Source organism: Rhodococcus sp. KRD197, assembly GCF_017168235.1.
Lineage (GTDB): Bacteria > Actinomycetota > Actinomycetes > Mycobacteriales > Mycobacteriaceae > Rhodococcoides.
Genome location: NZ_JABFAO010000011.1, coordinates 436,449 through 457,771 on the forward strand (window position 1 = coordinate 436,449; position 21,323 = coordinate 457,771).

General features: G+C 64.2%; 23 protein-coding genes. 2 read left to right on the forward strand and 21 right to left on the reverse strand.

The features are described 5' to 3' along the window. Window positions 1–143: 143 nt before the first annotated feature. Both tsf and rpsB read right to left on the reverse strand, forming a co-directional pair. Window positions 144–968 (reverse strand): translation elongation factor Ts, encoded by an 825-nt coding sequence (gene tsf / locus J1M86_RS17850; protein WP_206510841.1) that lies wholly within the window; start codon window positions 966–968, stop codon window positions 144–146. 247 nt (window positions 969–1,215) lie between these two features. Continuing rightward, entirely contained in the window at window positions 1,216–2,142 is a 927-nt protein-coding gene (gene rpsB, locus J1M86_RS17855) for a 30S ribosomal protein S2 (protein WP_206510842.1), read from the reverse strand. A 336-nt stretch (window positions 2,143–2,478) separates the two neighbouring features. Between rpsB and J1M86_RS17860 the strand changes: the two genes are divergently transcribed. Continuing rightward, window positions 2,479–2,964 (forward strand): M23 family metallopeptidase, encoded by a 486-nt coding sequence (locus J1M86_RS17860; RefSeq protein ID WP_206510843.1) that lies wholly within the window; start codon window positions 2,479–2,481, stop codon window positions 2,962–2,964. A gap of 34 nt (window positions 2,965–2,998) precedes the next feature. Here the strand turns inward: J1M86_RS17860 and J1M86_RS17865 are convergent, their stop codons facing one another. From J1M86_RS17865 to J1M86_RS17925, 13 genes are all read right to left on the reverse strand, one after another. After that, the gene (locus J1M86_RS17865; protein WP_241260192.1) at window positions 2,999–4,222 is read right to left on the reverse strand and encodes a MinD/ParA family protein; all 1,224 of its coding nucleotides are present in this window, start codon (window positions 4,220–4,222) and stop codon (window positions 2,999–3,001) included. Between the two features lie 266 nt (window positions 4,223–4,488). Then, window positions 4,489–5,415: a tyrosine recombinase XerC gene (locus J1M86_RS17870; protein WP_206510844.1), complete on the reverse strand. Its 927-nt coding sequence runs from the start codon at window positions 5,413–5,415 to the stop codon at window positions 4,489–4,491. A gap of 85 nt (window positions 5,416–5,500) precedes the next feature. Beyond that, window positions 5,501–6,283, reverse strand: coding sequence for a siderophore-interacting protein (locus tag J1M86_RS17875; RefSeq protein ID WP_206510845.1), 783 nt, complete (start codon window positions 6,281–6,283; stop codon window positions 5,501–5,503). A 125-nt stretch (window positions 6,284–6,408) separates the two neighbouring features. Further along, complete coding sequence (gene dprA, locus J1M86_RS17880; protein WP_307786670.1) at window positions 6,409–7,536, reverse strand: DNA-processing protein DprA; 1,128 nt, start codon at window positions 7,534–7,536, stop codon at window positions 6,409–6,411. Beyond that, entirely contained in the window at window positions 7,533–9,041 is a 1,509-nt protein-coding gene (locus tag J1M86_RS17885) for a YifB family Mg chelatase-like AAA ATPase (protein WP_206510846.1), read from the reverse strand. The genes dprA and J1M86_RS17885 overlap by 4 nt, the downstream gene beginning before the upstream one ends. Further along, window positions 9,041–9,394: a YraN family protein gene (locus tag J1M86_RS17890; protein WP_075840118.1), complete on the reverse strand. Its 354-nt coding sequence runs from the start codon at window positions 9,392–9,394 to the stop codon at window positions 9,041–9,043. The genes J1M86_RS17885 and J1M86_RS17890 overlap by 1 nt, the downstream gene beginning before the upstream one ends. A gap of 297 nt (window positions 9,395–9,691) precedes the next feature. Then, on the reverse strand, window positions 9,692–10,030 hold the full coding sequence (locus tag J1M86_RS17895; RefSeq protein ID WP_075840119.1) for an Lsr2 family protein: 339 nt from the start codon (window positions 10,028–10,030) through the stop codon (window positions 9,692–9,694). A gap of 364 nt (window positions 10,031–10,394) precedes the next feature. Continuing rightward, window positions 10,395–10,700 carry a DUF2469 domain-containing protein gene (locus J1M86_RS17900; protein ID WP_008717288.1) on the reverse strand — a complete coding sequence of 102 codons (306 nt, stop codon included), beginning with the start codon at window positions 10,698–10,700 and terminating at the stop codon, window positions 10,395–10,397. A gap of 40 nt (window positions 10,701–10,740) precedes the next feature. Continuing rightward, a complete protein-coding gene (locus J1M86_RS17905) occupies window positions 10,741–11,487 on the reverse strand; it encodes a ribonuclease HII (RefSeq protein ID WP_075840120.1) in 747 nt (248 codons plus the stop codon). A 21-nt stretch (window positions 11,488–11,508) separates the two neighbouring features. Continuing rightward, a complete protein-coding gene (gene lepB, locus J1M86_RS17910; RefSeq protein WP_075840121.1) occupies window positions 11,509–12,291 on the reverse strand; it encodes a signal peptidase I in 783 nt (260 codons plus the stop codon). 146 nt (window positions 12,292–12,437) lie between these two features. Continuing rightward, entirely contained in the window at window positions 12,438–12,779 is a 342-nt protein-coding gene (rplS, locus tag J1M86_RS17915; RefSeq protein ID WP_075840232.1) for a 50S ribosomal protein L19, read from the reverse strand. Window positions 12,780–12,923: 144 nt separating this feature from the next. Further along, window positions 12,924–13,775: a hypothetical protein gene (locus J1M86_RS17920; protein ID WP_206510847.1), complete on the reverse strand. Its 852-nt coding sequence runs from the start codon at window positions 13,773–13,775 to the stop codon at window positions 12,924–12,926. 80 nt (window positions 13,776–13,855) lie between these two features. Next, window positions 13,856–16,210, reverse strand: a complete 2,355-nt coding sequence (locus J1M86_RS17925; RefSeq protein WP_206510848.1) for a Tex family protein — start codon at window positions 16,208–16,210, stop codon at window positions 13,856–13,858. Between the two features lie 189 nt (window positions 16,211–16,399). Here J1M86_RS17925 and J1M86_RS17930 point away from each other — a divergent pair, with 189 nt between their 5' ends. Continuing rightward, complete coding sequence (locus J1M86_RS17930) at window positions 16,400–17,236, forward strand: serine hydrolase (protein ID WP_307786671.1); 837 nt, start codon at window positions 16,400–16,402, stop codon at window positions 17,234–17,236. A gap of 19 nt (window positions 17,237–17,255) precedes the next feature. Here the strand turns inward: J1M86_RS17930 and trmD are convergent, their stop codons facing one another. The 6 genes from trmD to J1M86_RS17960 form a co-directional block, all read right to left on the reverse strand. Next, window positions 17,256–17,936: a tRNA (guanosine(37)-N1)-methyltransferase TrmD gene (trmD, locus tag J1M86_RS17935; RefSeq protein ID WP_075840123.1), complete on the reverse strand. Its 681-nt coding sequence runs from the start codon at window positions 17,934–17,936 to the stop codon at window positions 17,256–17,258. Between the two features lie 2 nt (window positions 17,937–17,938). Then, entirely contained in the window at window positions 17,939–18,493 is a 555-nt protein-coding gene (gene rimM / locus J1M86_RS17940) for a ribosome maturation factor RimM (protein WP_075840124.1), read from the reverse strand. Window positions 18,494–18,498: 5 nt separating this feature from the next. Beyond that, window positions 18,499–18,741 (reverse strand): RNA-binding protein, encoded by a 243-nt coding sequence (locus J1M86_RS17945; RefSeq protein WP_075840125.1) that lies wholly within the window; start codon window positions 18,739–18,741, stop codon window positions 18,499–18,501. Continuing rightward, window positions 18,738–19,232 carry a 30S ribosomal protein S16 gene (gene rpsP / locus J1M86_RS17950; RefSeq protein ID WP_206510849.1) on the reverse strand — a complete coding sequence of 165 codons (495 nt, stop codon included), beginning with the start codon at window positions 19,230–19,232 and terminating at the stop codon, window positions 18,738–18,740. The genes J1M86_RS17945 and rpsP overlap by 4 nt, the downstream gene beginning before the upstream one ends. Window positions 19,233–19,412: 180 nt before the next feature. After that, window positions 19,413–20,240: a CPBP family intramembrane glutamic endopeptidase gene (locus J1M86_RS17955; RefSeq protein WP_075840126.1), complete on the reverse strand. Its 828-nt coding sequence runs from the start codon at window positions 20,238–20,240 to the stop codon at window positions 19,413–19,415. After that, the gene (locus J1M86_RS17960) at window positions 20,237–21,322 is read right to left on the reverse strand and encodes an amidohydrolase family protein (protein WP_206510850.1); all 1,086 of its coding nucleotides are present in this window, start codon (window positions 21,320–21,322) and stop codon (window positions 20,237–20,239) included. Before J1M86_RS17960 ends, J1M86_RS17955 begins: the two co-directional genes overlap by 4 nt. Window position 21,323 lies beyond the last annotated feature (1 nt).

Here is a 21,323-nt window from a genome sequence, read left to right on the forward strand (position 1 = left end):
TCCTGCCCTATCGAGGGCGCCGTGGACGACACCACCTTCCATCGCCGTCGGTTCACCGCCCGGCCCCGGATCGAACGGTGCCGTCCGTTCGACTCGGAGTCGAACGGACGGCACCGTCGGTGGTACTACTGCGCGTTACGAACTCAGTTCGCGCCGACCTCGAAGCGAGCGAAACGAGTGATCGTCACACCGGCCTCGTCGAGGATGGCCTTGACGGACTTCTTGGAGTCCTGCACCGAGGACTGCTCGGTCAACACGACGTCCTTGAAGAAGCCGTTGACGCGGCCTTCGATGATCTTCGGCAGCGCCTGCTCGGGCTTGCCTTCCTCGCGTGCAGTCTCCTCGGCGATGCGACGCTCGGACGCGACGGTCTCCTCGGGCACCTCGTCGCGGGTGACGTACTTGGCCTTGAGCGCGGCCACCTGCATTGCAGCACCGCGAGCGGCCTCCGCTGCGGCTTCGCCTTCACCGGTGTACTCGATGAGCACGCCGACTGCCGGCGGGAGGTCTGCGCTGCGCTTGTGCAGGTACGCAGCGACGGGGCCGTCGAACGAGACGACACGACGCAATTCCAGCTTCTCGCCGATCTTGGCGGAAAGCTCGTTCAAGGCGACGTCGACACTCTTGCCACCGAGATCGAGCGCCTTGAGGGCATCGACATCGGCCGGCTTGCCCTCGGCTGCAACAACGGCTACGGAGTCTGCGAATGCCTGGAACTCTTCGTTCTTGGCGACGAAGTCGGTCTCGGAGTTGATCTCGAGCAGTACGCCGCCCTTGGCGACGACGAGACCCTCGGCGGTGGAACGCTCGGCACGCTTGCCGACGTCCTTCGCGCCCTTGATGCGAAGCTGCTCGACGGCCTTGTCGAAATCGCCGTCGGTTTCAGCGAGCGCGTTCTTGCAGTCCATCATTCCGGAGCCGGTGAGCTCACGAAGCCGCTTGACGTCAGCGGCGGTGTAGTTCGCCATGTCGGGCGAGCCTCCTCTATGGGTGTCTGTGACTGTGCGTGTCTGTGACCGTGTGTGCCTGTGACCGTGCGTGCGTGCACTGCGAGTCGGACACGAGGCTACGGGAAGCAATGCTCCCTGTACCTGTTCCCGGCATCGGAACTCCGGGCGAACAGCCCTGGCCCCGTGAAGGAGGCCAGGGCTGTTCTCGCGACAAGTCGCCGCACCAACGGTGGTCGGAGCGCGCCCGGGGTCGAGCGCTCTTCGATCAGGGCTGTACTGCGGGAGCTTCCGTTGCTGCGGGGGCTTCCGTTGCTGCAGGTGCATCAGCGGTGCCCTCGCCGAGGGTTTCGGTCAGGTTTGCCTCACCGGCGGCCGGCGCCTCGGTTGCAGCCTCGGTGACCGTCTCAGCGGCGGGCGATGCCTGCGCAAGCTGCTCGAGTTCCCACTCGGCGAGCGGCTCGCCTGCGCCGACCTCGGGCTTTGCATCGGTGCTCGTGTTCAGCCCTGCGCGGGCCTGAACACCCTCGGCCACTGCGGATGCAACGACCTTGGTGAGCAGTGCTGCGGAGCGGATCGCGTCGTCGTTGCCCGGGATCGGGTAATCGACCACGTCGGGATCGCAGTTGGTATCGAGGATCGCGATGACCGGGATCTTCAGCTTGCGAGCCTCGCCGACGGCGATGTGTTCCTTGTTGGTGTCGACGATCCAGATGGCCGACGGAACCTTGGCCATGTCCCGGATGCCACCGAGGGTGCGGTCGAGCTTGGTCATCTCACGCGTGAGCATGAGAATTTCCTTCTTGGTACGTCCCTCGAAGCCACCGGTCTGCTCCATCGCCTCGAGCTCCTTGAGGCGGAGCAGACGCTTGTGGACGGTCTGGAAGTTCGTGAGCATTCCGCCGAGCCAGCGCTGGTTCACGTAGGGCATGCCGACGCGGGTCGCTTCTGCGGCGATCGACTCCTGGGCCTGCTTCTTGGTGCCGACGAAAAGCACGGTGCCACCGTGGGCAACCGTCTCCTTGACGAACTCGTAGGCCTTGTCGATGAAGGTCAGAGTCTGCTGCAAGTCGATGATGTAGATACCGTTGCGGTCGGTGAAGATGAATCGCTTCATCTTCGGGTTCCAGCGACGGGTTTGGTGTCCGAAGTGTGTGCCGCTATCTAGCAGCTGCTTCATGGTTACTACAGCCATAGCTGAATAACTCGCTTTCGATTGCCGGTTGTCGCAGGGTGTCGTCGACCCCTGCCCTGGCGTCCGCTGGCTGCCGGACCGACTTCGTCAGAAGAGGGACCGCCGGCAACCGGTCACGAAGTACGAGCCCACCGTGGGTGGATACTTCGTTACGCAGACGCGCGAAGTCGACCTATGCAGGCACAGGTCGCTGTCACAGTGTACGACTTCAACGTCGCAGCTCATAACGCGGCCCGATGGTCAAGCCTTTTCAGCGCTTGGGGATGAATGGTGCCGCTATCCACAATCGAGGTTCACCTCTGTCGCTGACGACCTCGCGAGGCAACGCTGTCAGTCATGAGAGCTCTGATTCTGCTTCTTGCCGCGGTCGCAGTGATTGCGCACGCCGGCGGAGAGGTGCAGGCAGCGCCGTCGTTCGTATGGCCGCTCGATCCCCGTCCCGCGGTCGTCAATCCATTCGATCCACCCGAGCACGACTGGCTGCCCGGCCACCGAGGCGTGGATGTTGCCGGGCGCGACGGCCAAGAGGTTCGCGCGGTCGGCGAGGGACTGGTGGTCTTTGCCGGCACCGTCGCAGGCAAGCCGGTGGTGTCGGTGGATCATTCCAACGGGCTGCGCAGCACCTACGAACCCGTTGTCGCGACGGTCTCGGCCGGCGAGCGAGTTCGTACGGGCGAACGCATCGGACACCTGGTCGCGGGCCACTCCGGCTGCGCGAACGCGTGCCTGCACTGGGGGGTGCGCCGTGGCCGCGTCTATCTCAACCCGCTGGCGCTGGTCGATGCCATGACAATCCGGCTCAAACCGCTCGGGCCCCGGTAGCCGAGTAAAGAGCGGCCGTGGGTTCTCTCGAACGCTATCGCCAGCCAGGTCCTGAATGCCGACCGGATGCGGCCGGGAAATCGTCGGCCACCATCGCGGCGAGTTCGACGAACGCCGCCCGCGTCTGCGGCCGGAGAAGTTCGAGATCCACAACGGCGCCCTCCGCCAGATGCTCGTCGAACGGAACAACCAATACCGCTCTGCAACGTTCGAGAAAGTGCTGAGTCAGCAGATTCATGTCGACCGCCGACGAACCCGGCCGAACCGAACTGATCACAACCACCGTGCGTTCGACGAGGTGCCCGTAACCGTGCAGCTGCAACCAATCCAAGGTGGCCGCAGCCGAGCGTGCACCGTCGACAGCCGGTGACGACACCAGAACCAGCGCATTCGCGAGTTGGAGCACTCCGTTCATCGCCGAGTGCATGATGCCGGTGCCGCAGTCGGTGAGTATGAGGTTGTAGTACACCTGCAACATCTCGATGACCGAGCGGTAGTCCTGTTCACCGAACATCTCGGATGCAGCCGGATCACGCTCTCCGGCAAGCACTTCCAAACGACTCGGAGCCTGCGAAGTATGCACTCGAATGTCGGAGTAGCGCCGGATGTTCGGCGCATCGGCCAACAGATCACGAACGGTCGACGATGTCTGGCGCGGGACCCGTTCACCGAGAGTGCCGAAATCAGGGTTGGCGTCGACAGCGATGACACAGTCCCCGCGCAGCGAAGCGAACGTGGAACCTAGCCCCAGTGTCGTGGTGGTCTTGCCCACACCACCTTTGAGCGACAGAAATGCAATGCGGTAATCACCGAGTACCGGCTGACGGATGCGTTCGACCTGATTGCGGTAGCGCTCCTCGGCCGTGGACTCGCCGGGATTGATCACGCCGCCGGTGAGTCGGTGCACGCCGCGTCGCCACCCCGACGTAGAGGCACGTTTGGGTCGACGCAACAGACTGTCCGAAGCCAGGTCGGAACTGGTGGGCTGATAACGCGGGTTGTGTATCGGGTCCAGAAACGCAGGCTCGGGCGCGAACTGTCCGTGCCCCGATAGGTTGACCGCCTCGGGGCCCCGACGATTCGACGGAGCCTGCTGCCCGTCCGATTGTTGCCGCTCCGGCACAGAGGCCCAGGGCGGCGTCCATTCCTCGGCGCGCGCGGACGCAGTCGACTCGGCGGGAGCGGAGTATCGCGGCGGTGGCTGCCGGTCCGCTGGACGAGGCGACTGCCACGGCGGTGACTGCCTATCACCGTTCATGGACCCTCCTCCCGGGCGAAGCGGCTCGACACGTACTGGCTCGATTGGTGCCGAGCCGGGCTGCGAGGCCCGGCTCGAACTCTGTTGTGCACGGATCGACCACGCAGCGGCTGAGCCTCGTGGCTGGTCGCGGTCCACGGTCCCCCCGTATCCGGATTCTGGCGTTGATTCTCGGGCTTCGACTTTCTCCGGACCGACAATACTTCGCATGCGGTTTGTTTCGCCACGACGCTACCAAACGATGGTCTGCTCGGATGTGTCATCGCTCACGCTCGGGGATGTGCGCGGTCGTGGACTGCACGCAGCCGGTCCACTGACACGTGGGTGTAGATCTGCGTCGTTGCGAGCGATGAATGACCCAATAGCTCCTGCACAACGCGAAGATCGGCGCCACCTTCGAGCAAGTGGGTCGCGGCGGAATGCCGCAGTCCGTGCGGGCCCATGTCCGGAGCACCGGGTACAGCGGCGAGCGCATCGTGCACGGCGGTCCGGGCTTGTCGCGGGTCGATCCGCCCACCCCGCCGGCCCAGCAGGAGCGCAGGGCCCGATCGATCGGTCGCCAGTTCCGGACGGCCGTGTGCAATCCATGCGTTCAGGGCCGAGACGGCCGGACCCCCGAACGGGGTCGATCGTTCCTTGTCGCCTTTGCCCGTGACGCGCAGAACCCGACGATCTCGATCGACATCGTCGAGGTCCAGGCCGCACAACTCGCCCACTCGGATCCCGGTTGCGTAAAGCAGTTCGACGATCAACCGATCACGCAGCGCTATCGGCTCGAGTTCCCTTGCACCTACTTCAGCCCAAGTCAGAGCTTCCGCAGCCTGATCTTGCTTGAGCACAGACGGTAGCGACCGCCGCGCGGAGGGCCCCACCAGACGCAGCGCCGGATCTCGCTCGACTCGGCCGGTCCGGGTGAGCCAGGCGGTGAACGCTCGCGCCGACGACGTTCGACGCGCCATCGACGTCCGTGCCGAACCATCCCGCGCCTGCTGCGCCAGCCACGAGCGGAGTATCCGAAGGTCGAGCGCGTCGAGAGAGTCTGCCTCGGTGGCTCCGACGTAGTGCACGAGCAACGACTCGGCGTCCTTGACGTATGCGCGGACCGTGTTGACCGAACGCGACCGGCCGAGCGTGACGTACTCCGAGTACTCCTCGAGATGCACCGTCAGCGTGGGTGGCAGCGTATCGGTCACGGATGTCAGCCTTGCCTGCCATGGCGTCCCGAGCAACCGGGCGCGCCGACACGGAACGGGTCCGCTGCCGACGCGGGCGGCTTGCTCACGCTTGGACGCTTTCCTCGGCCTGGGCGAGCTCTCGCTTCCATACCCGGAAGCCCTCCTCTGTCCGCCCTCTGCGCCAGTAACCGGAAATCGATGCCCACTCGGCACCGATGCCGCGCTCCTTGCGGATGTAGCGCCGAAGATTGTGCATCACCGCTTGGGCTTCGCCGTGGATGAAGACCTGTGCCTGGCCGGGCAACCACTCTGTGGCTCTGACGGCCTCGATCAGCGGGGCATTGTCGCCCGCCCTGTCGTCGCCGACCTCGTTCGACCCCGCACCGCGGTGGACCCATGTGACATCCACCAGGGCGAGAGTCTCCATGTAGATCTCGTCCTTGCGGTCGGCGACCTCGACGAAGACCTTGGCGATGGCGTCCTCGGGGAGCGCTTCGACGGCTGCACTGATCGCCGGAATGGCCGATTCGTCGCCGGCGAAGAGGTGCCAGTCGGCGTCCGATCGGGGCGAATACGCCCCGTTCGGGCCGTAGAAGTCAATTCTGTCTCCGGTCACCGCGTTCGCTGCCCACGGTCCGGCGATGCCTTCGTCACCGTGCACCACGAAATCGATCGCGATCTCGCGGGCGTCCGGATCCACCGACCTGACGGTGTAAGTTCGCACAACTTCCTCGCCCTCCGACCCGAAGATCAGCTTCACGTAGGAATCTGTGAAGTTCGCCGGTTCGAAATTTTCGAATCCGGGATCGCCGAGGTACACCCGCTGCATGTGCGGTGTCAGAGCCTCGGTGCGTAGAACCGTCAGCGTCGTTCTGCGTCGTGCCACGTCGGTCAGCCTTCCCAAGCTGTCGGAGCTGTCTTGATCGCTCAGCGAATAAGTGTTACCTAACCAGGTTACCGCCAAGGGTTGTTCTGCAGTTCGTTCCGCCTGTGTGCAGTTGGCGCCCATGTTCATGCCCGGGCCACTCGATACCATCCTGTCTCGTCGCTCGCGACGAATCCTTCGAGCTCGAGCAGTGGCAGCACAGAGCGGACCTTCTCCACCGGTATCGCTGCCTGCTCGGACAATTCCCGGGGAGAGCGTGTACCCGAAGCTGGAAGTGCCTCGTAGACGAGCAGCGCATTCTCCGACAGTGCATCGATATCGCGGAACATCGACGGCCGCCCTTCGCCGACGGCGCCCACCGGGCCTGCCTCGGCGACCACATCGTGAGCGTCGGCGACCAGACGAGCCTCCCCCTCGCGAATCATGCGGTGGCACCCCTTGGACGAGGCCGACGTGACGGGGCCGGGAACGGCGAGCACCGGTCGACCGAGTTTGTGTGCCCACGCAGCAGTGTTTCGCGCACCACTTCGCCACCCCGCCTCCACCACCACCACTGCGGAACCGAAGGCAGCAACTACTCGGTTGCGCGCGAGAAAGCGATGCTTTGCGGGCGGCGTTCCTGGGGCGTACTCGCTCACGACAGCACCACTGCCGGCGATCCGCTGCAGTAGCCGCGCGTGTCCCGACGGGTATGCCCGATCGACTCCGCAGGCCAACACCGCCATCGTGCGGGCACCGACGCCGAGTGCTGCACGATGTGCCGCTGCGTCTATCCCGAATGCTGCACCCGATATCACCGTCCACCCGTCGATGGCCAGGTCGCCGGCGATCTCCGCGGTCACGTGTTCGCCGTAGGCGCTCGCCGCGCGAGTTCCGACGATGGCGACTGCCCGTTCCAGCAACTCCGTAAGCGGTGTACCGCCGAGAACCCATAATGCCAACGGTGCGCACTGGTCCGCCCCGTCCGACATACCTGCACCGTCGAACGAAAGAAGTTGCCACACAGGCCATTCCTCGTCATCGGGAGTGACGAGACGCCCACCGAGTGAGGCGATCACTTCGAGATCCGCCGCGGCCGTGTCGATATGCGAGCGCACGAGCAGTCTGTCACCGAGCTCACCACCGGCCACGGCTGCGCACGTTTCCTCCGGCCCAGCCTTCTCCGCATAGTCCGCCAACGCGCGGTGGGGTCCCTGCGCAACGCGAGAGAGATATGCCCATGCCAGCCGCCGAGGATCTTCTGCGCTACTCACATCGTCCCCTTGTCGCGAAAGTCCAGCGCGGCTCCGACCTCGTCGAGCCCGGGTACCACGCCCCCGGCCAGGTCGGCCAGGGTCCAGGAAACGCGCAGCGCTCTGTCTGCGCCGCGCGCGGTGATCGCACCGTTGCGGAGCGCGCGCTCGAGAGGACGTAGTGCTGCACTCGAGAGTCGAAACGTCTGGCGCAACGCCGGTCCTGGAACTTCGGCATTGGTCCGCCACCCGTATTCCCGCCAGCGTTCGGCTGCGGCGTCACGGGCACCGGTGACTCGTGCCCGCACGCGTTCGGTGGTCTCGCCGACCTCGTCCGTCAGGGCGCCGGTGGCGGGCGGCGGCATCGCGATCCGCAGATCCACTCGATCGAGCAACGGACCGGACAACCGGCCCAGGTACTTGCGGCGAACAGTTGGGGCACATACACAATCGACATTTCGGGCCGGTGCGCACGGGCAAGGGTTGGCGGCCAGGATCAGCTGGAATCGTGCCGGGTAGCGGGCCACACCGTCTCGACGCGCTATTCGGATCTCTCCGTCCTCGAGCGGGGTTCGCAACGCCTCCAGCACCTTCTGGCTCATTTCCGCGCATTCGTCCAGGAACAACACACCGCGGTGTGCCCGACTCACCGCCCCCGGCTTCGCCATTCCCGTACCACCGCCGACCATCGCGCTGACCGTGGTGGAATGATGCGGGGCAATGAACGGCGGCGACGAGATCAGCGGACGATCACCGGTCAACGTACCGGCGACGGAGTGAATTGCCGTCACTTCCAACGACTCTTCCTCAGTCAACGGCGGCAGAATTCCGGGAAGTCGCTGCGCCAACATCGTTTTGCCGATTCCCGGTGGCCCAGTCAGCATGACGTGATGCGCACCCGCCGCGGCAACCTCGAGCGCCCAGCGCGCCTCGGATTGCCCCACCACATCACGCATGTCCGGGTACGACTCGTCCTGTTGCCTTGTCGCCGGGAGCGGATGACTCAGCAGCACTTCCCCCTGTAGCCAGGCCACGACCTCCTTCAGCGAAGTCGCACCCAATACCTCGACGCCTTCCACCAGACCGGCCTCGGCCAGGCCCGTCATCGGAACCACCACCGAAGTCCATCCCGCGCGTTTGCCTGCCAGAACCGCAGGCAGCACGCCGCGCACGCCGCGGATGCGACCGTCGAGCGCCAGTTCACCCAGAAAGAGCGTCTTCTCCAGCGACCTGCGTGGAATCTGCTTGTCTGCGTCCAGCACCGACAACGCGAGGGCCAGATCGTAGACCGAGCCGACTTTCGGCAGTGTTGCCGGTGACAGCGCAAGAATCACCCTCGAATCCGGCCATCGCCGGCCCGAGTTCGTCACCGCCGCCTTCACGCGATCACGAGACTCGTGCAATGCGGTATCCGGCAAGCCCACCAGATGCACGCCGGGCAGTCCGCGGCCGATATCGGCCTCTATCTCGACCACTTGGCCGTCGACCCCGCTGACAGCGACGGAGAACGCACGCCCCAGTGCCATCAGAAGACCCCGCGCAGGTGCGAGACCACCGGATCACCGTCACGCGTCATCAGGATTGCGACCACGTCGAACCTCAGCTGGACCCACGGGCTACCTCGTTCGTCGAGCCATGCCAGCGCCAAACGCCGGATCCTCAACTGCTTGGCGTAGGTCACCGATTCGGCGGGAGTCCCGTACCCGATGCCCGACCGGGTCTTCACCTCGACGAAAACCATGACATCTCCGTCGCGGGCGACGATATCGAGCTCCCCGTATCTGCAGCGCCAATTACGGTCGATGATTTCCATACCGCCGTCGACCAGATGCAGCGCGGCCAAAGCTTCCCCGCGCGCCCCCAACTTCGAATTCGACACCGTCTCCCCCTGTGGTCATCGGATCGCCGATTGGCCAACCGATGTCCCGACGATGCCGCAGGACGTCATTGCACCCGTCGCAAAATCCAGGTCGCAGATCGCCCTGTGGACAAACGCGCTCCCTGTGGATAACCCGACCGCCGCACCACCCCGACGACGCGCCATGTCGGTGCCACCTGCTAGTGCCGGACCGTCTTTCGGGCGCATCCGCGCAACGAAATATGCCCCCGCCGAATCCGGCAGGGGCATATTTCGATGGAACGAACCAAACGGCTCCGCGTCAGTGTGCGGTCCGCCTCAGTGCGCAGCGTCGTACGCGGATTGCACGTCCTGGCTGATCCGTCCGCGCGCACTGACCTCGTAACCGTTCTCACGAGCCCACGTGCGAATATCCTGCAGATCGGTCTTTCCGCGTGACGATCCGGCCGGGCTCTTGCGTGCACGACGCCCCGACACCTTTTCGGCATGCTCGATCCAGAAAGCCAGTTGCTCGTGCAATTCGTTTGCGTGCTTCAGATTCAGATCGATGCGGTACTGGTTTCCATCGATAGCGAATTCGATGGTTTCTCCCTGGCCCTCTTTGATGACGGAACCATCCACATCATCGATCATTTGGACGAGAGTCTTACGCGCCATGGCCGAACCTCTAACGGTGAAGGGATAAACTTATCGAGACTTTTGTACCACCCCGGGACCGTCGACTACAAAGAATCAACGGAATACACAGCTTTGTTTCAGGAATTCAGACAAATTGTTTGCACACCGAACAGCGGAACTGAAACCGTAATGCGTTGCAGCACAGACAACCTGAACCGCAATTGCCGCTCGCGAGTCAAGAACGAAGAATCTGCCACACCACCTGGCCGAGGACCAGGCATATCGCAGCGGCACCGATCAGCTGCGCACATATGACCAGGGTGGTTCGCGAACGCCGGCGACCGAGCAGATAGACCGCACCTGCAATCAGCATCAGCCATACGAGGATCGACACCGGCCTGCGCTACTCGGGCAGTCGAAGGTCGGGCTTGTCCAGTTCTTCGATGTTGACATCCTTGAACGTGATCACGCGTACGTGTTTCACAAAACGGGCCGGACGGTACATATCCCACACCCACGAGTCGGACATACGCAGCTCGAAGTAGATTTCGCCGTCCGCATTGTGCGGAATGAGTTCGACAGAGTTCGCGAGATAGAACCGCCGTTCGGTCTCCACGACGTAGTTGAACTGACCGACGATGTCCCGGTACTCCCGGTACAGCGAGAGTTCCATCTCGGTTTCGTACTTTTCGAGATCCTCGGCACTCATCGGTTTTTTCTCATCCTCCGGTTGCTGTTACGAACCGCAATCATCGCGCACTCCGATCGTCGCAGTCCATTCGGCCCAGCATCGAGACCACCGCATCGGCCTCGCCCGATGCTGCCGCCGAGACATTCGCGTACGACATTCGATGCTCGGAACACGGACCCAGCCGCAACATCGCCTCGGCATGAGCTCGCGTGCTGTAGCCCTTGTGCACCGCGAAACCATAGCCGGGTATCCGCGCGTCCATCTCCACCATCACTCGGTCCCTGGACACTTTCGCAAGCACGCTTGCCGCGGCGATGCACGCCGCTGTTGCGTCGCCGCCGATCACGGGCAAAGACGGGGCAGGCAGACCGGGTACCCGAAATCCGTCTGTCAGCACATAGCCGGGCATCGCGCCCAGGCCCGCTACCGCGCGCCGCATTCCCTCGATATTCGCCACGTGCACACCGATGCGATCGATCTCCTCGGCCTCGATGAACACCACGCTCCAGGCGAGCGCAAGCTTCTGGATCTTCGGGAAGAGTTCTTCTCGACGCTTGTGCGTCAGCTTCTTGGAATCGTCGAGTTCCGCCAACGACGCGTACGGCTTGGGACCGAGAATGCACGCCGCGACGGTGAGCGGTCCGGCGCATGCACCCCGGCCGGCCTCGTCCACGCCTGCTACCGGTCCGAGCCCATTGCGATCGAGCGCGGACTCCATGGTCCGCAGGCCCCCGGATCTGCGGATGATCGGACGTGGCGGCCACGGCGGGCGTTGGCGAGAGCGGCTCGTTCTGGTGTCAGCCATCGAAACTTCGGCCTTCGGTCCTCACTTGCCCTGGATGTCCGGAGAGTCGAGGGTTCCCCAACGCGACGGGGGCAGTGCGATCATGAAGGCTTTGCCGATGACATTGTCGACCGGGACGGTTCCCATCAGCTCATCGGAGACGTGAAAGCGTGAATCGGCGGAATTGCTCCTGTTGTCGCCCATGACCCACAGATTTCCTTCGGGAACAGTCACGGCCGGGAAGCAGCGGCCCGATTTCAGCTCGGTGTCGCATGTGAGTTCTCCGGGCACGAACGGGAAGTCCATCTGCACGTACGGTTCGTCGAGGGGTTGGCCGTCCACGAGAACGCGTCCTTGGTCGTCGCAGCACTCGACGGTCTGACCGCCGGTTGCGATGACGCGCTTGACCAGATCGTTCTCGTCCGGCGCAACGATCCCGATGACCGACCCCACCTCCTGGGCGCCGCGAACGATCGTGTTCGACGAACGGGTGGACACGAAATCGCTGTTCCATGAATCCGGACCGCGAAAGACCACGACGTCTCCGGGTTGCGGGTCCCCGAATCGGTAGCCGATCTTCTCGACGACTATTCGATCACCGGTGCAGCCGACGCAACCGTGCAGCGTTGGTTCCATCGATTCCGATGGGATGAGGTAGACACGCGCGATGAACGTCTGCAGCACGAAGCTCAGGACGAGGGCGACGAGAATCAGGATCGGCAGCTCACGCCAGAAGGATCGCTGTTTCTTCCCGCGATGCGTGTTCTCCGAGTTCTCGCTCGGCGAGCTGTTCGGGCCGTGAGGATCCTGCGGGGAATCTGACACCGCACCAGATTAACCGCATCGGCGACGAGCCATGGACGGAGCGTCGACACGACGCGCCGCGGCAGGCTGGGCACCGTGACACACGAAAAGCGCCGTACCGCCTTGCGAGGCGATACGGCGCTGGTCGAACCACTGAATATGTGCAGTCAGCGCTTTTCTTTGATCTTCGCGGCCTTGCCACGGAGGTCGCGCAGGTAGTACAGCTTCGCGCGACGAACGTCGCCGCGTGTGAGTACCTCGAGCTGCGCAATGTTCGGGCTGTGAACCGGGAAGGTTCGCTCGACGCCGACGCCGAACGACACCTTACGAACGGTGAACGTCTCGCGGACGCCACCACCCTGGCGACGGATGACGACGCCCTTGAAGATCTGCACGCGCTCCTTCGAGCCTTCGATAACCTTGACGTGCACGTTGAGCGTGTCGCCGGGACGGAAGTCGGGAACGTCGCTGCGCAGCGACTGCTTGTCCAAGAAGTCCAAAGTGTTCATGTGGTGGGGCCATCCTTGCGTTCTTCGCACGAGTAGAGGAACCGAGCGGCGCCGCGGATTCGCGGCACTCGGACTGGTTCGTACTCCGATCAGGTGTGTGCCCGGAACAGGCAACCCCACCATTGTGCCAGATTGGGGGCGCGGTTACGAAATCACGCGTGCTCGCTGCCTCGAAGGCGACGGCGCCGGAGCGGCCTGCACGGTCCGATCGAGCTCGTTCTCCGTTGCGGCGACGGCACGGTCGATATCCGGCTTGCCCGCGATCAGATCCTGCAGGTAGATCTTCGCGCCGACAACCGGCCGCCGTAGATTCCGCTCGCGCTGCAGCGCCCGGTACATCTTCTTCGGCCGTTTCGTGTATCTCCACCTCGCCCACGGCGCACCCGGCCTGCTCAACCGCACCGCGCCGACGACGAGCAGCGGACCCACGAAGAGCCCGAGCAACCCCGTCCATATCTTCCCTTTGAGTACGACGACCGCGCACAGCCCGAGATGGGCGAGCGCGAGAGCGAGGTAGCCGAAGCGGATGAGCGGTTCGGGGTCTCGACGCATGTCGGTGACTTCGAGCAGCTCGAGCGGATGGAAGCCGAGAAGAAGCAGTCCGGTCCCGGCGACCGCAACGAACACGGCATCCACCGACGCTCGCCCCTGTTCCGACCAGTAGACATCTTCGAGGTAGAAGATCAGCGCGAACTCGTCGAGTACCAACGCGGCCCCGACGCCGAACAGCGCAGCGAGTACCGCCGCCGTCTCGCGGGTTGCGTCCTCGAACACGGCGATGAGCGCAACGCCTGCCACGAGCATCAGGACGACGCCGAACACGACGTGGTGCACGTGATGCCCACCCGGGGTGATGTTGCCGGGCCACCACGAAACCTGCGCCCTGATCATCCTGACGCTCAGGCGAATCAGGACGAAACCGGCGAGAAATCCCAACAGGAAGCACAGCAGTGGTAGCCGTCCTTGCGAAATGATCTCGCGGTTGAACCAGTCCACTTCGGCCCGCCACCCTTCCTCGGCCAAGATTCGCCCGAATCGCTTGCGATTACTTGCTCATCTTGCCCGAGGCCGTGGGTCTACTTCCCGAATCCGGCCTTTCGGAGTGCATCGGCCATCGAGCCGCCGGCAGGCGTGCTTGCCTGACGGCCACCGCGACTGTCCCGACGCTCGGACTGTCGGCGGCGATCCTCGCCACCGCGTCCGGCACCGGCGTCGGGCCTGCTGCCCCGCGGGCCGCCGCCGGACACCGCCGCATCACGTGGTTTGCCCTTCGTGGTGGAGCCGGGTTCGTCGTCCAGTCGCAGACTGAGGCCGATTCGCTGGCGGGGGATATCGACCTCCATGACCTTGACCTTGACGACGTCGCCGGACTTGACGACCTCACGAGGATCCTTGACGAAGCTGTGCGACATGGCGGAGACGTGGACGAGCCCGTCTTGGTGCACGCCGACGTCCACGAATGCGCCGAAGGCCGCGACATTGGTGCCCACACCCTCGAGTGTCATGCCCGGCTCGAGGTCGGCGACCTTCTCGATTCCCGCGGCGAATGTCGCCGTCTTGAACTCGGGACGTGGGTCCCGGCCGGGCTTGTCGAGCTCGGCGATGATGTCGGTCACCGTCGGGATCCCGAAGCGCTCGTCGGCGAACTGCTTCGGATTCAAGGTACTGAGCAGGGCACTGTTTCCGATCACTTCGCGTACACCTACACCGGCGGAGTCGACGATCCGGCGAACCACCGGGTACGCCTCCGGATGCACGCTGGACCGGTCGAGTGGGTCGGCACCGCCTGAGATCCGGAGGAACCCCGCACACTGTTCGAATGCCTTGGGGCCGAGGCGGGCGACATCCTTGAGCTCGGACCGGCTACCGAACGGCCCATGCTGGTCGCGATGCGAGACGATGCTCTCGGCGAGCGATCCGGCAATTCCCGACACCCTCGCCAGCAGCGGTACCGAAGCGGTGTTGACGTCGACGCCGACCGCGTTCACCGCGTCCTCGACCACGGCACCGAGCGAACGTGCGAGCAGCGATTCCGATATGTCGTGCTGATACTGGCCGACGCCGATCGACTTCGGATCGATCTTGACCAGTTCCGCGAGCGGGTCCTGGAGACGCCTGGCGATGGAGACGGCACCGCGAATCGACACGTCGAGTTCGGGTAGTTCGCTCGATGCATACGCCGAAGCCGAATACACGGACGCGCCGGCCTCGGAGACGACGATCTTGGTCAGTCCAGCTGCGGGGTACTTGGCGATCAACTCCGCTGCGAGCGAATCGGTTTCCCGGGAGGCCGTGCCGTTGCCGATGGCGATGAGCTGAACAGAGTGTTTGGCAGCAAGGGCCGCAAGGGTTGCGAGGGCCTGATCCCACTTGCCCTGCGGCTTGTGCGGATAGATGGTGTCGTAGTCGACGACCTTTCCGGTCGAATCGACGACGGCCACCTTGGTGCCGGTGCGAAAGCCGGGGTCCAGGCCCATGGTGGCTCTGTTGCCGGCGGGCGCCGCGAGCAACAGATCCTTCAGATTCGTGGCGAACACGTCGACAGCGTCCTTCTCGGCGGACTGCCGCAGCCGCATTCGAACATCGATAGCCATCGTGACCATGAGTTTGGTACGCCACGCCCACCTGACGGTATCGAGCAGCCAGCGGTCCGCGGGGCGACCACGGTCGGCGATGTCGAACTTGGTGGCGATACGACCCTCGTACACCGTCGGCACCCCCCGAGGCGTTTCCTCCTGGTCGGGCTCGAGGCCGAGTGAAAGGACATCCTCCTTCTCGCCACGGAATGCAGCCAGAATGCGGTGCGACGGGAGCGAGGTGAACGGCTCCGAGAACTCGAAGTAGTCGGCGAACTTGGCCCCCTCGTCCTCCTTGCCCTTCCGAACGGTCGAGGTCAGCCGTCCACGCGTCCACATCAGTTCGCGCAGTTCACCGACGAGGTCCGGATCCTCGGCGAACCTTTCCACCAGGATGGCGCGCGCCCCGTCGAGTTGCTCGCTGTCGAAACTCGCGGGGTCGGTGGACGGATCTGAGATGAGCGCGTCGGCGACGGGTTCATGTCCGGCCTCACGGGCGATCTGCGCTTTGGTGCGCCGCTTGGGCTTGAACGGGAGATAGATGTCCTCGACGCGCGCCTTTGTCTCGGCGAGCATCAGGGACTGCTCCAGCGCCTCGTCCAGCTTGCCCTGCGAGCGAATCGACTCGATCACCGCATCGCGTCGCTCGTCGAGCTCGCGCAGGTACCGCAGGCGTTCCTCGAGTTGACGCAGCTGCGCGTCGTCGAGCATGCCGGTGACTTCCTTGCGGTACCGGGCGATGAACGGGACGGTGGAACCTCCGTCCAAGAGGTCCACGGCCGCGGCCACCTGACCCTCACGAACGTCGAGTTCCTCGGCTATGCGCTTGTTCACAGTTTTCAGAGCAATCGTCACGGCGCACGACCCTACAGCTACCCTGGGACAGGTAGTTCAGGGACCAGTGTGGGAGACCTACAGATGTCCAGGCCGCTGCAGGTTTTGGCTGTTTCGAGCGCGGCCTTGGTCGTGTCTGTTGGGCTGCTGATTCAATCGGGGTGTTCCATCCCCGAGGAGTCACCAGCTTCCAAGTCGACGACTTCGACCGTGTCCTCACCCTTCCCTGATATCGAGACCGTCGACGGCCTCGCTCTCGAAGCACGTATACCCGAGGCACTCTCGTCCGCAGCTGGGCGCGGAGCGGATGTTCGCTTCGCGCTTCTGGACCGCCGGACCGGCGCATACTTCGCCAGTGGCGATACCGATCAGCTCGAAACAGCTTCTGTATCGAAGCTTTTCATCGTCGATGATGTGCTGCGTGGAGCCGAGCTGACGCAGACCTCGGTGGCCGCGGACGACCTCGCGTCGATCACGACGATGCTGACTTCCTCGGACGACAGCGCGGCGACCTACCTCTGGTCGAAGTACGGCGGAAGTGACATCGTCGAACGCGTCGCCCAGCGGTACGGGCTGGCATTCACCACAGCTCCGTGGGATGGGCAGTGGTGGAACACAACCACATCGGCCGGCGACATCGTGGCGTACTACAACAGACTGCTCGACGGCAGAGGCGGCCTATCGCCCGCATCGACAGCAGTGATGCTCGGATTGCTGCGCGAGTCCGCGCCGGTCGCGACGGACGGGTATCTACAACACTTCGGAATTGTGGACGGTCTTCCCAGCGAAGCGATTCACGCGGTCAAACAGGGGTGGATGTGCTGCATCGTGGGCCGTTGGCTCCACCTCTCGACCGGCACGGTAGGTGTCGACAACAGATACGTGATCGCGATTCTGTCACGCGAAGAGATCCAATACGACGATGGCGTCGAGCGATTTCCGGACACCTCGGTCTTCGACGTCAGCGATGACAGCAGCGCCCGCCACGCAAGGGACACGGTAACCGGCTTCGTGAACATGCTCTTTCCCGACGGACGCATCGACTAGCGGGTCCACAGAAGGGCGACTAGCCGTTGAGCAGATCGGGACGGCGTTCGGCGGTACGCCGCAAACCTTGTTCTCTGCGCCAGGCAGCGATCCGTCCGTGATCGCCCGAGAGCAACACCTCCGGTACGTCGAGCCCGCGCCAACTCACCGGTCGCGTATAGCTGGGGCCTTCGAGAACGCCATCGGAGAACGAATCCTCCTCGTGCGATCTCTGGTTGCCCAGAACACCGGGCAGCAAGCGAACGACGGCCTCGGTCATCACCAGCACCGCGGCCTCACCCCCGATCAGCACATAATCACCGATGCTGACTTCTTCGACTCGTACTCGTCTCGCTGCGTCGTCGAACACGCGCTGGTCGATTCCCTCATATCGCCCGCACGCGAACACCAAATGCTGTTCCTGCGACCAGCGCTCGGCAGTGCGCTGCGTGAACGGGACTCCGGCGGGAGTGGGTACCACCAGAACCGACTCGTCGGTGAGAACGTCGTCGAGGGCATCGCCCCATACTGTCGGCTTCATGACCATCCCAGGCCCGCCGCCGTACGGAGAATCGTCCACTGCCTTGTGTACATCGTGAGTCCAGGACCGCAGGTCGTGCACACCCACTCTCACGAGACCTCGGTCGATTGCCCTGCCGAGCAGAGCCGTGCGAAGTGGTGCGAGGTACTCGGGAAAAATCGTGATGACGTCGAGGTTCACTGCTACTCCGGGTCCAGCAGACCTTCGGGCGGATCGATCTCGACCACTCCGTCGGCCGGCGACACCGACGTGACGATCGCGGCCACGAACGGAATCAGAATCTCGGTTCGGCTACCGTCGGCCGGGCGGACGGAGAGCAACTCCCCCGCTGCCGAGTGGAGTACCTCGTGAACGGTTCCGACGACGGTGCCGTCGGACAGCCGGACGGAGAGACCTTCGAGTTCGTGATCGTAGAACTCGTCCGGGTCATCGGACGGGGACAGATCGGCCGAGTCGACGAGGAACAGTGTTCCGCGTAACGCGTCGGCCGCACCTCTGTCCTCGATGCCACGCAAACGCAGCAGAAGCCGCCCGGAGTGCTCCCGGGCGGCTTCCACCGTATAAGCGATCGTGTCGGTACGGGCCTTTTCCTGGCTCGAAGCCTGACGTGGGGACTTTCGTCCACGCAGCACCGATCCGACGGCGAACCGATCCTCGGGCTCGTCGGTGCGAACGTCTACGACCACTTCACCTTTGATGCCGTGCGACTTGGCAACACGACCGATCACAAGCTCCATCGGTGCTATCGATCGGTATCGACGACATCGACGCGAATGCCGCGTCCGCCGATTCCGGAGACGAGCGTCCGCAGCGCGGTGGCCGTACGTCCACCGCGGCCGATGACCTTACCGAGATCGTCGGGGTGCACGTGTACCTCGACGGTGCGCCCGCGACGGCCGGTGCTCATCTCGACGCGGACGGCGTCAGGATTGGCGACGATGCCGCGAACAAGATGTTCGACGGCATCGGCGACAACGGCACTCACTTCTCAGTAGCCTCGGCGGCCGGCGCCTCGGCCGTTTCGGTTGCAGCTGCATCATCAGACTTGGGAGCGTCAGCCTTGGGAGCGTCGGCCTCGTCGGTCTTGGCCGACTTCTTCTTCTTGGCGGTGGTGGCGTCGCCGAGCGGCTCGGCGTCGGCCTGAGCCAGCGCAGCGTTGAACAGATCCAGCTTGGACGGCTTGGGCTCGGCCACGCGGAGGGTGCCCTCGGTGCCGGGGAGTCCCTTGAACTTCTGCCAGTCACCGGTGATCTTGAGCAAGGCCTCGACGGGCTCGGTCGGCTGCGCGCCGACACCCAGCCAGTACTGCGCACGCTCGGAATCGATGTCGATGATGCTCGGATCCTGCTTGGGCTCGTACTTGCCGATGGTCTCGATTGCGCGGCCGTTGCGGCGGGTGCGCGAATCGGAGATCACTACGCGGTAGTGGGGGGTGCGGATCTTGCCGATACGCATGAGCTTGATCTTGACAGCCATGAAGAATAGAGCCTTTCGAGTGGTCACGGCGCAATTCGGCGGTGCGCATGGGGTGCGCACCCGGTTTTGCGTTGATGGGTGTTGTGACCGCCGTTCGGTACGTAACCGGTGGACGGGCGAACAGCAGCCTATTGTGCCAGACGAAGCCGCAGAGCAGTTAATCGCCCGCACGCAATCCGCTCAGGCAACGGTGAGGATTGCCAGCGCCGGGAGCGTGTTGTTCACCGAATGTGCGATGGCCGAGGCAGCCACCGACCCCGACCTCATCCGAGCGATTCCGATCGCGAGACCGCCCCATATCAGAATCACGAGCCGCCAGCTTTCGCGATGCCACAGCGCGAACAGGACTGCGGTGACGATGAGTACGACCCACCGATTGCCGAGCCAAGCGAACCGGACGGGCGCGACTCTGCGTTCGAGCGCCCCCCACACCATGCCTCGGAACATCACTTCCTCGCAGAACGGTGCGCCCAGCCAGATCCACAGAACGAGTACGACTTTCCACGGCATCGGGATGTCGAACAGTTCACTCAGTGGCGCTTGATCCGCGAGATCGCTGTTCGCCAGCACCACCAGGGCCAGCACGATCCCTCCCCCCAGTGCCGCAGTGCCCCAAGCGAATCCGGATCTGAGTTGTCCACCGAACTCCGACAGTGATGTCGGAAAACCGAAATCGACGATGGGCCCGTTTCCGCGGTAGGTGCTGACCACGAACGCCAGGGACATGGCGGCGACGCTCGGCACCATGATCGCGAACACGAACACAGCGTGAACGTCGGTGTCGACGACGAACGGCAACACGAGAAATCCTGCGAGATTGACCAGCAGGACGGCTGCAGCGGCGGGTATCCCCCACCGCTGACCGGGACGACGGCGGGCCGCAGCTTGCTCGGCTCGCCAACATGATTGCGAAAGACCATGATCCTGGTGGTGCACGGGGTTCATCGGCGGCATTGCAGCCCAACCAGGCAGAGCCTCATCCGGCTCGAAGTCCGATGATGCGTTCACACCGCCCTCGGTATCGGCCTACCGCGCAGTACGACGATGTCGGGCGCCGACAGTACGTCCGGGCCGCCGCGAGGGTCCGTCGAGTAAACGAGCAGATCCGCGGGCGCGTCGTGCTCGAGTCCCGGCCAGCCGAGCCACGTCCTGGCCGTCCAACTCGCCGCACCCAACGCCTCGGTGCGCGTCATCCCTGTGCCGACGAGAGCCTCGACCTCGTCCGCGATTCGGCCGTGCCGAATCGAACCGCCTGCGTCCGTTCCCGCGAAGATCGGCACACCGGCATCGTGCGCCCTGCCGATCGTCTCCCCGACGCGACTGTGCAGAGCGCGCATATGCCGCGCATAGACCGGATACTTCGTTGCCGACGCGGCGATGTCGGGGAAGGTCTCGATGTTGACGAGCGTCGGCACCAAAGCGGTACCGTGCTCGACCATCATCTGGACGGTGTCGTCGGTGAGGCCGGTCCCGTGCTCGATGCAGTCGATGCCTGCCCCGATGAGCCCCGGCAGCGCATCCTCCCCGAAGACGTGGGCGGTGACACGGGCCCCCTCGGCGTGTGCCGCGTCGATTGCGTCCTTCAAGATGCGTTCGTCCCACAGCGGAGCAAGGTCACCGACGGACCGGTCGATCCAGTCTCCGACGAGCTTGACCCATCCGTCTCCGAGGCGCGCCTGCTGGGCCACGGCTTCCGGGAGCTGCGAGTCGTCCTCGATGTCGATTGCCAGGCCCGGGATGTAGCGCTTCGGGGACGCGATGTGTCTGCCTGCCCGGATGATGCGCGGCAAATCCGCGTAGTCGTCGAGCTCGCGTGTATCGATGGGCGAACCGGCATCGCGTAGCAGCAGCGCTCCGACGTCGCGTTCGGTTCTCGCCTGCTCGATGGCTCCAGGTAGATCCTCGTGTCCACCGCCGTACCGGATTCCGACGTGACAGTGCGCATCGACCAGCCCGGGCAGAACCCAACCGTCCTCGCACAGGGTGGTCGCGCCGAGGATGGGATCGAGCGAGATCTTCCCGTCATGGATCCACAGCTCGATCGGATCCTCACCGGGAAGCCGCCGACCTCGGACCCGGAACGCGGACACC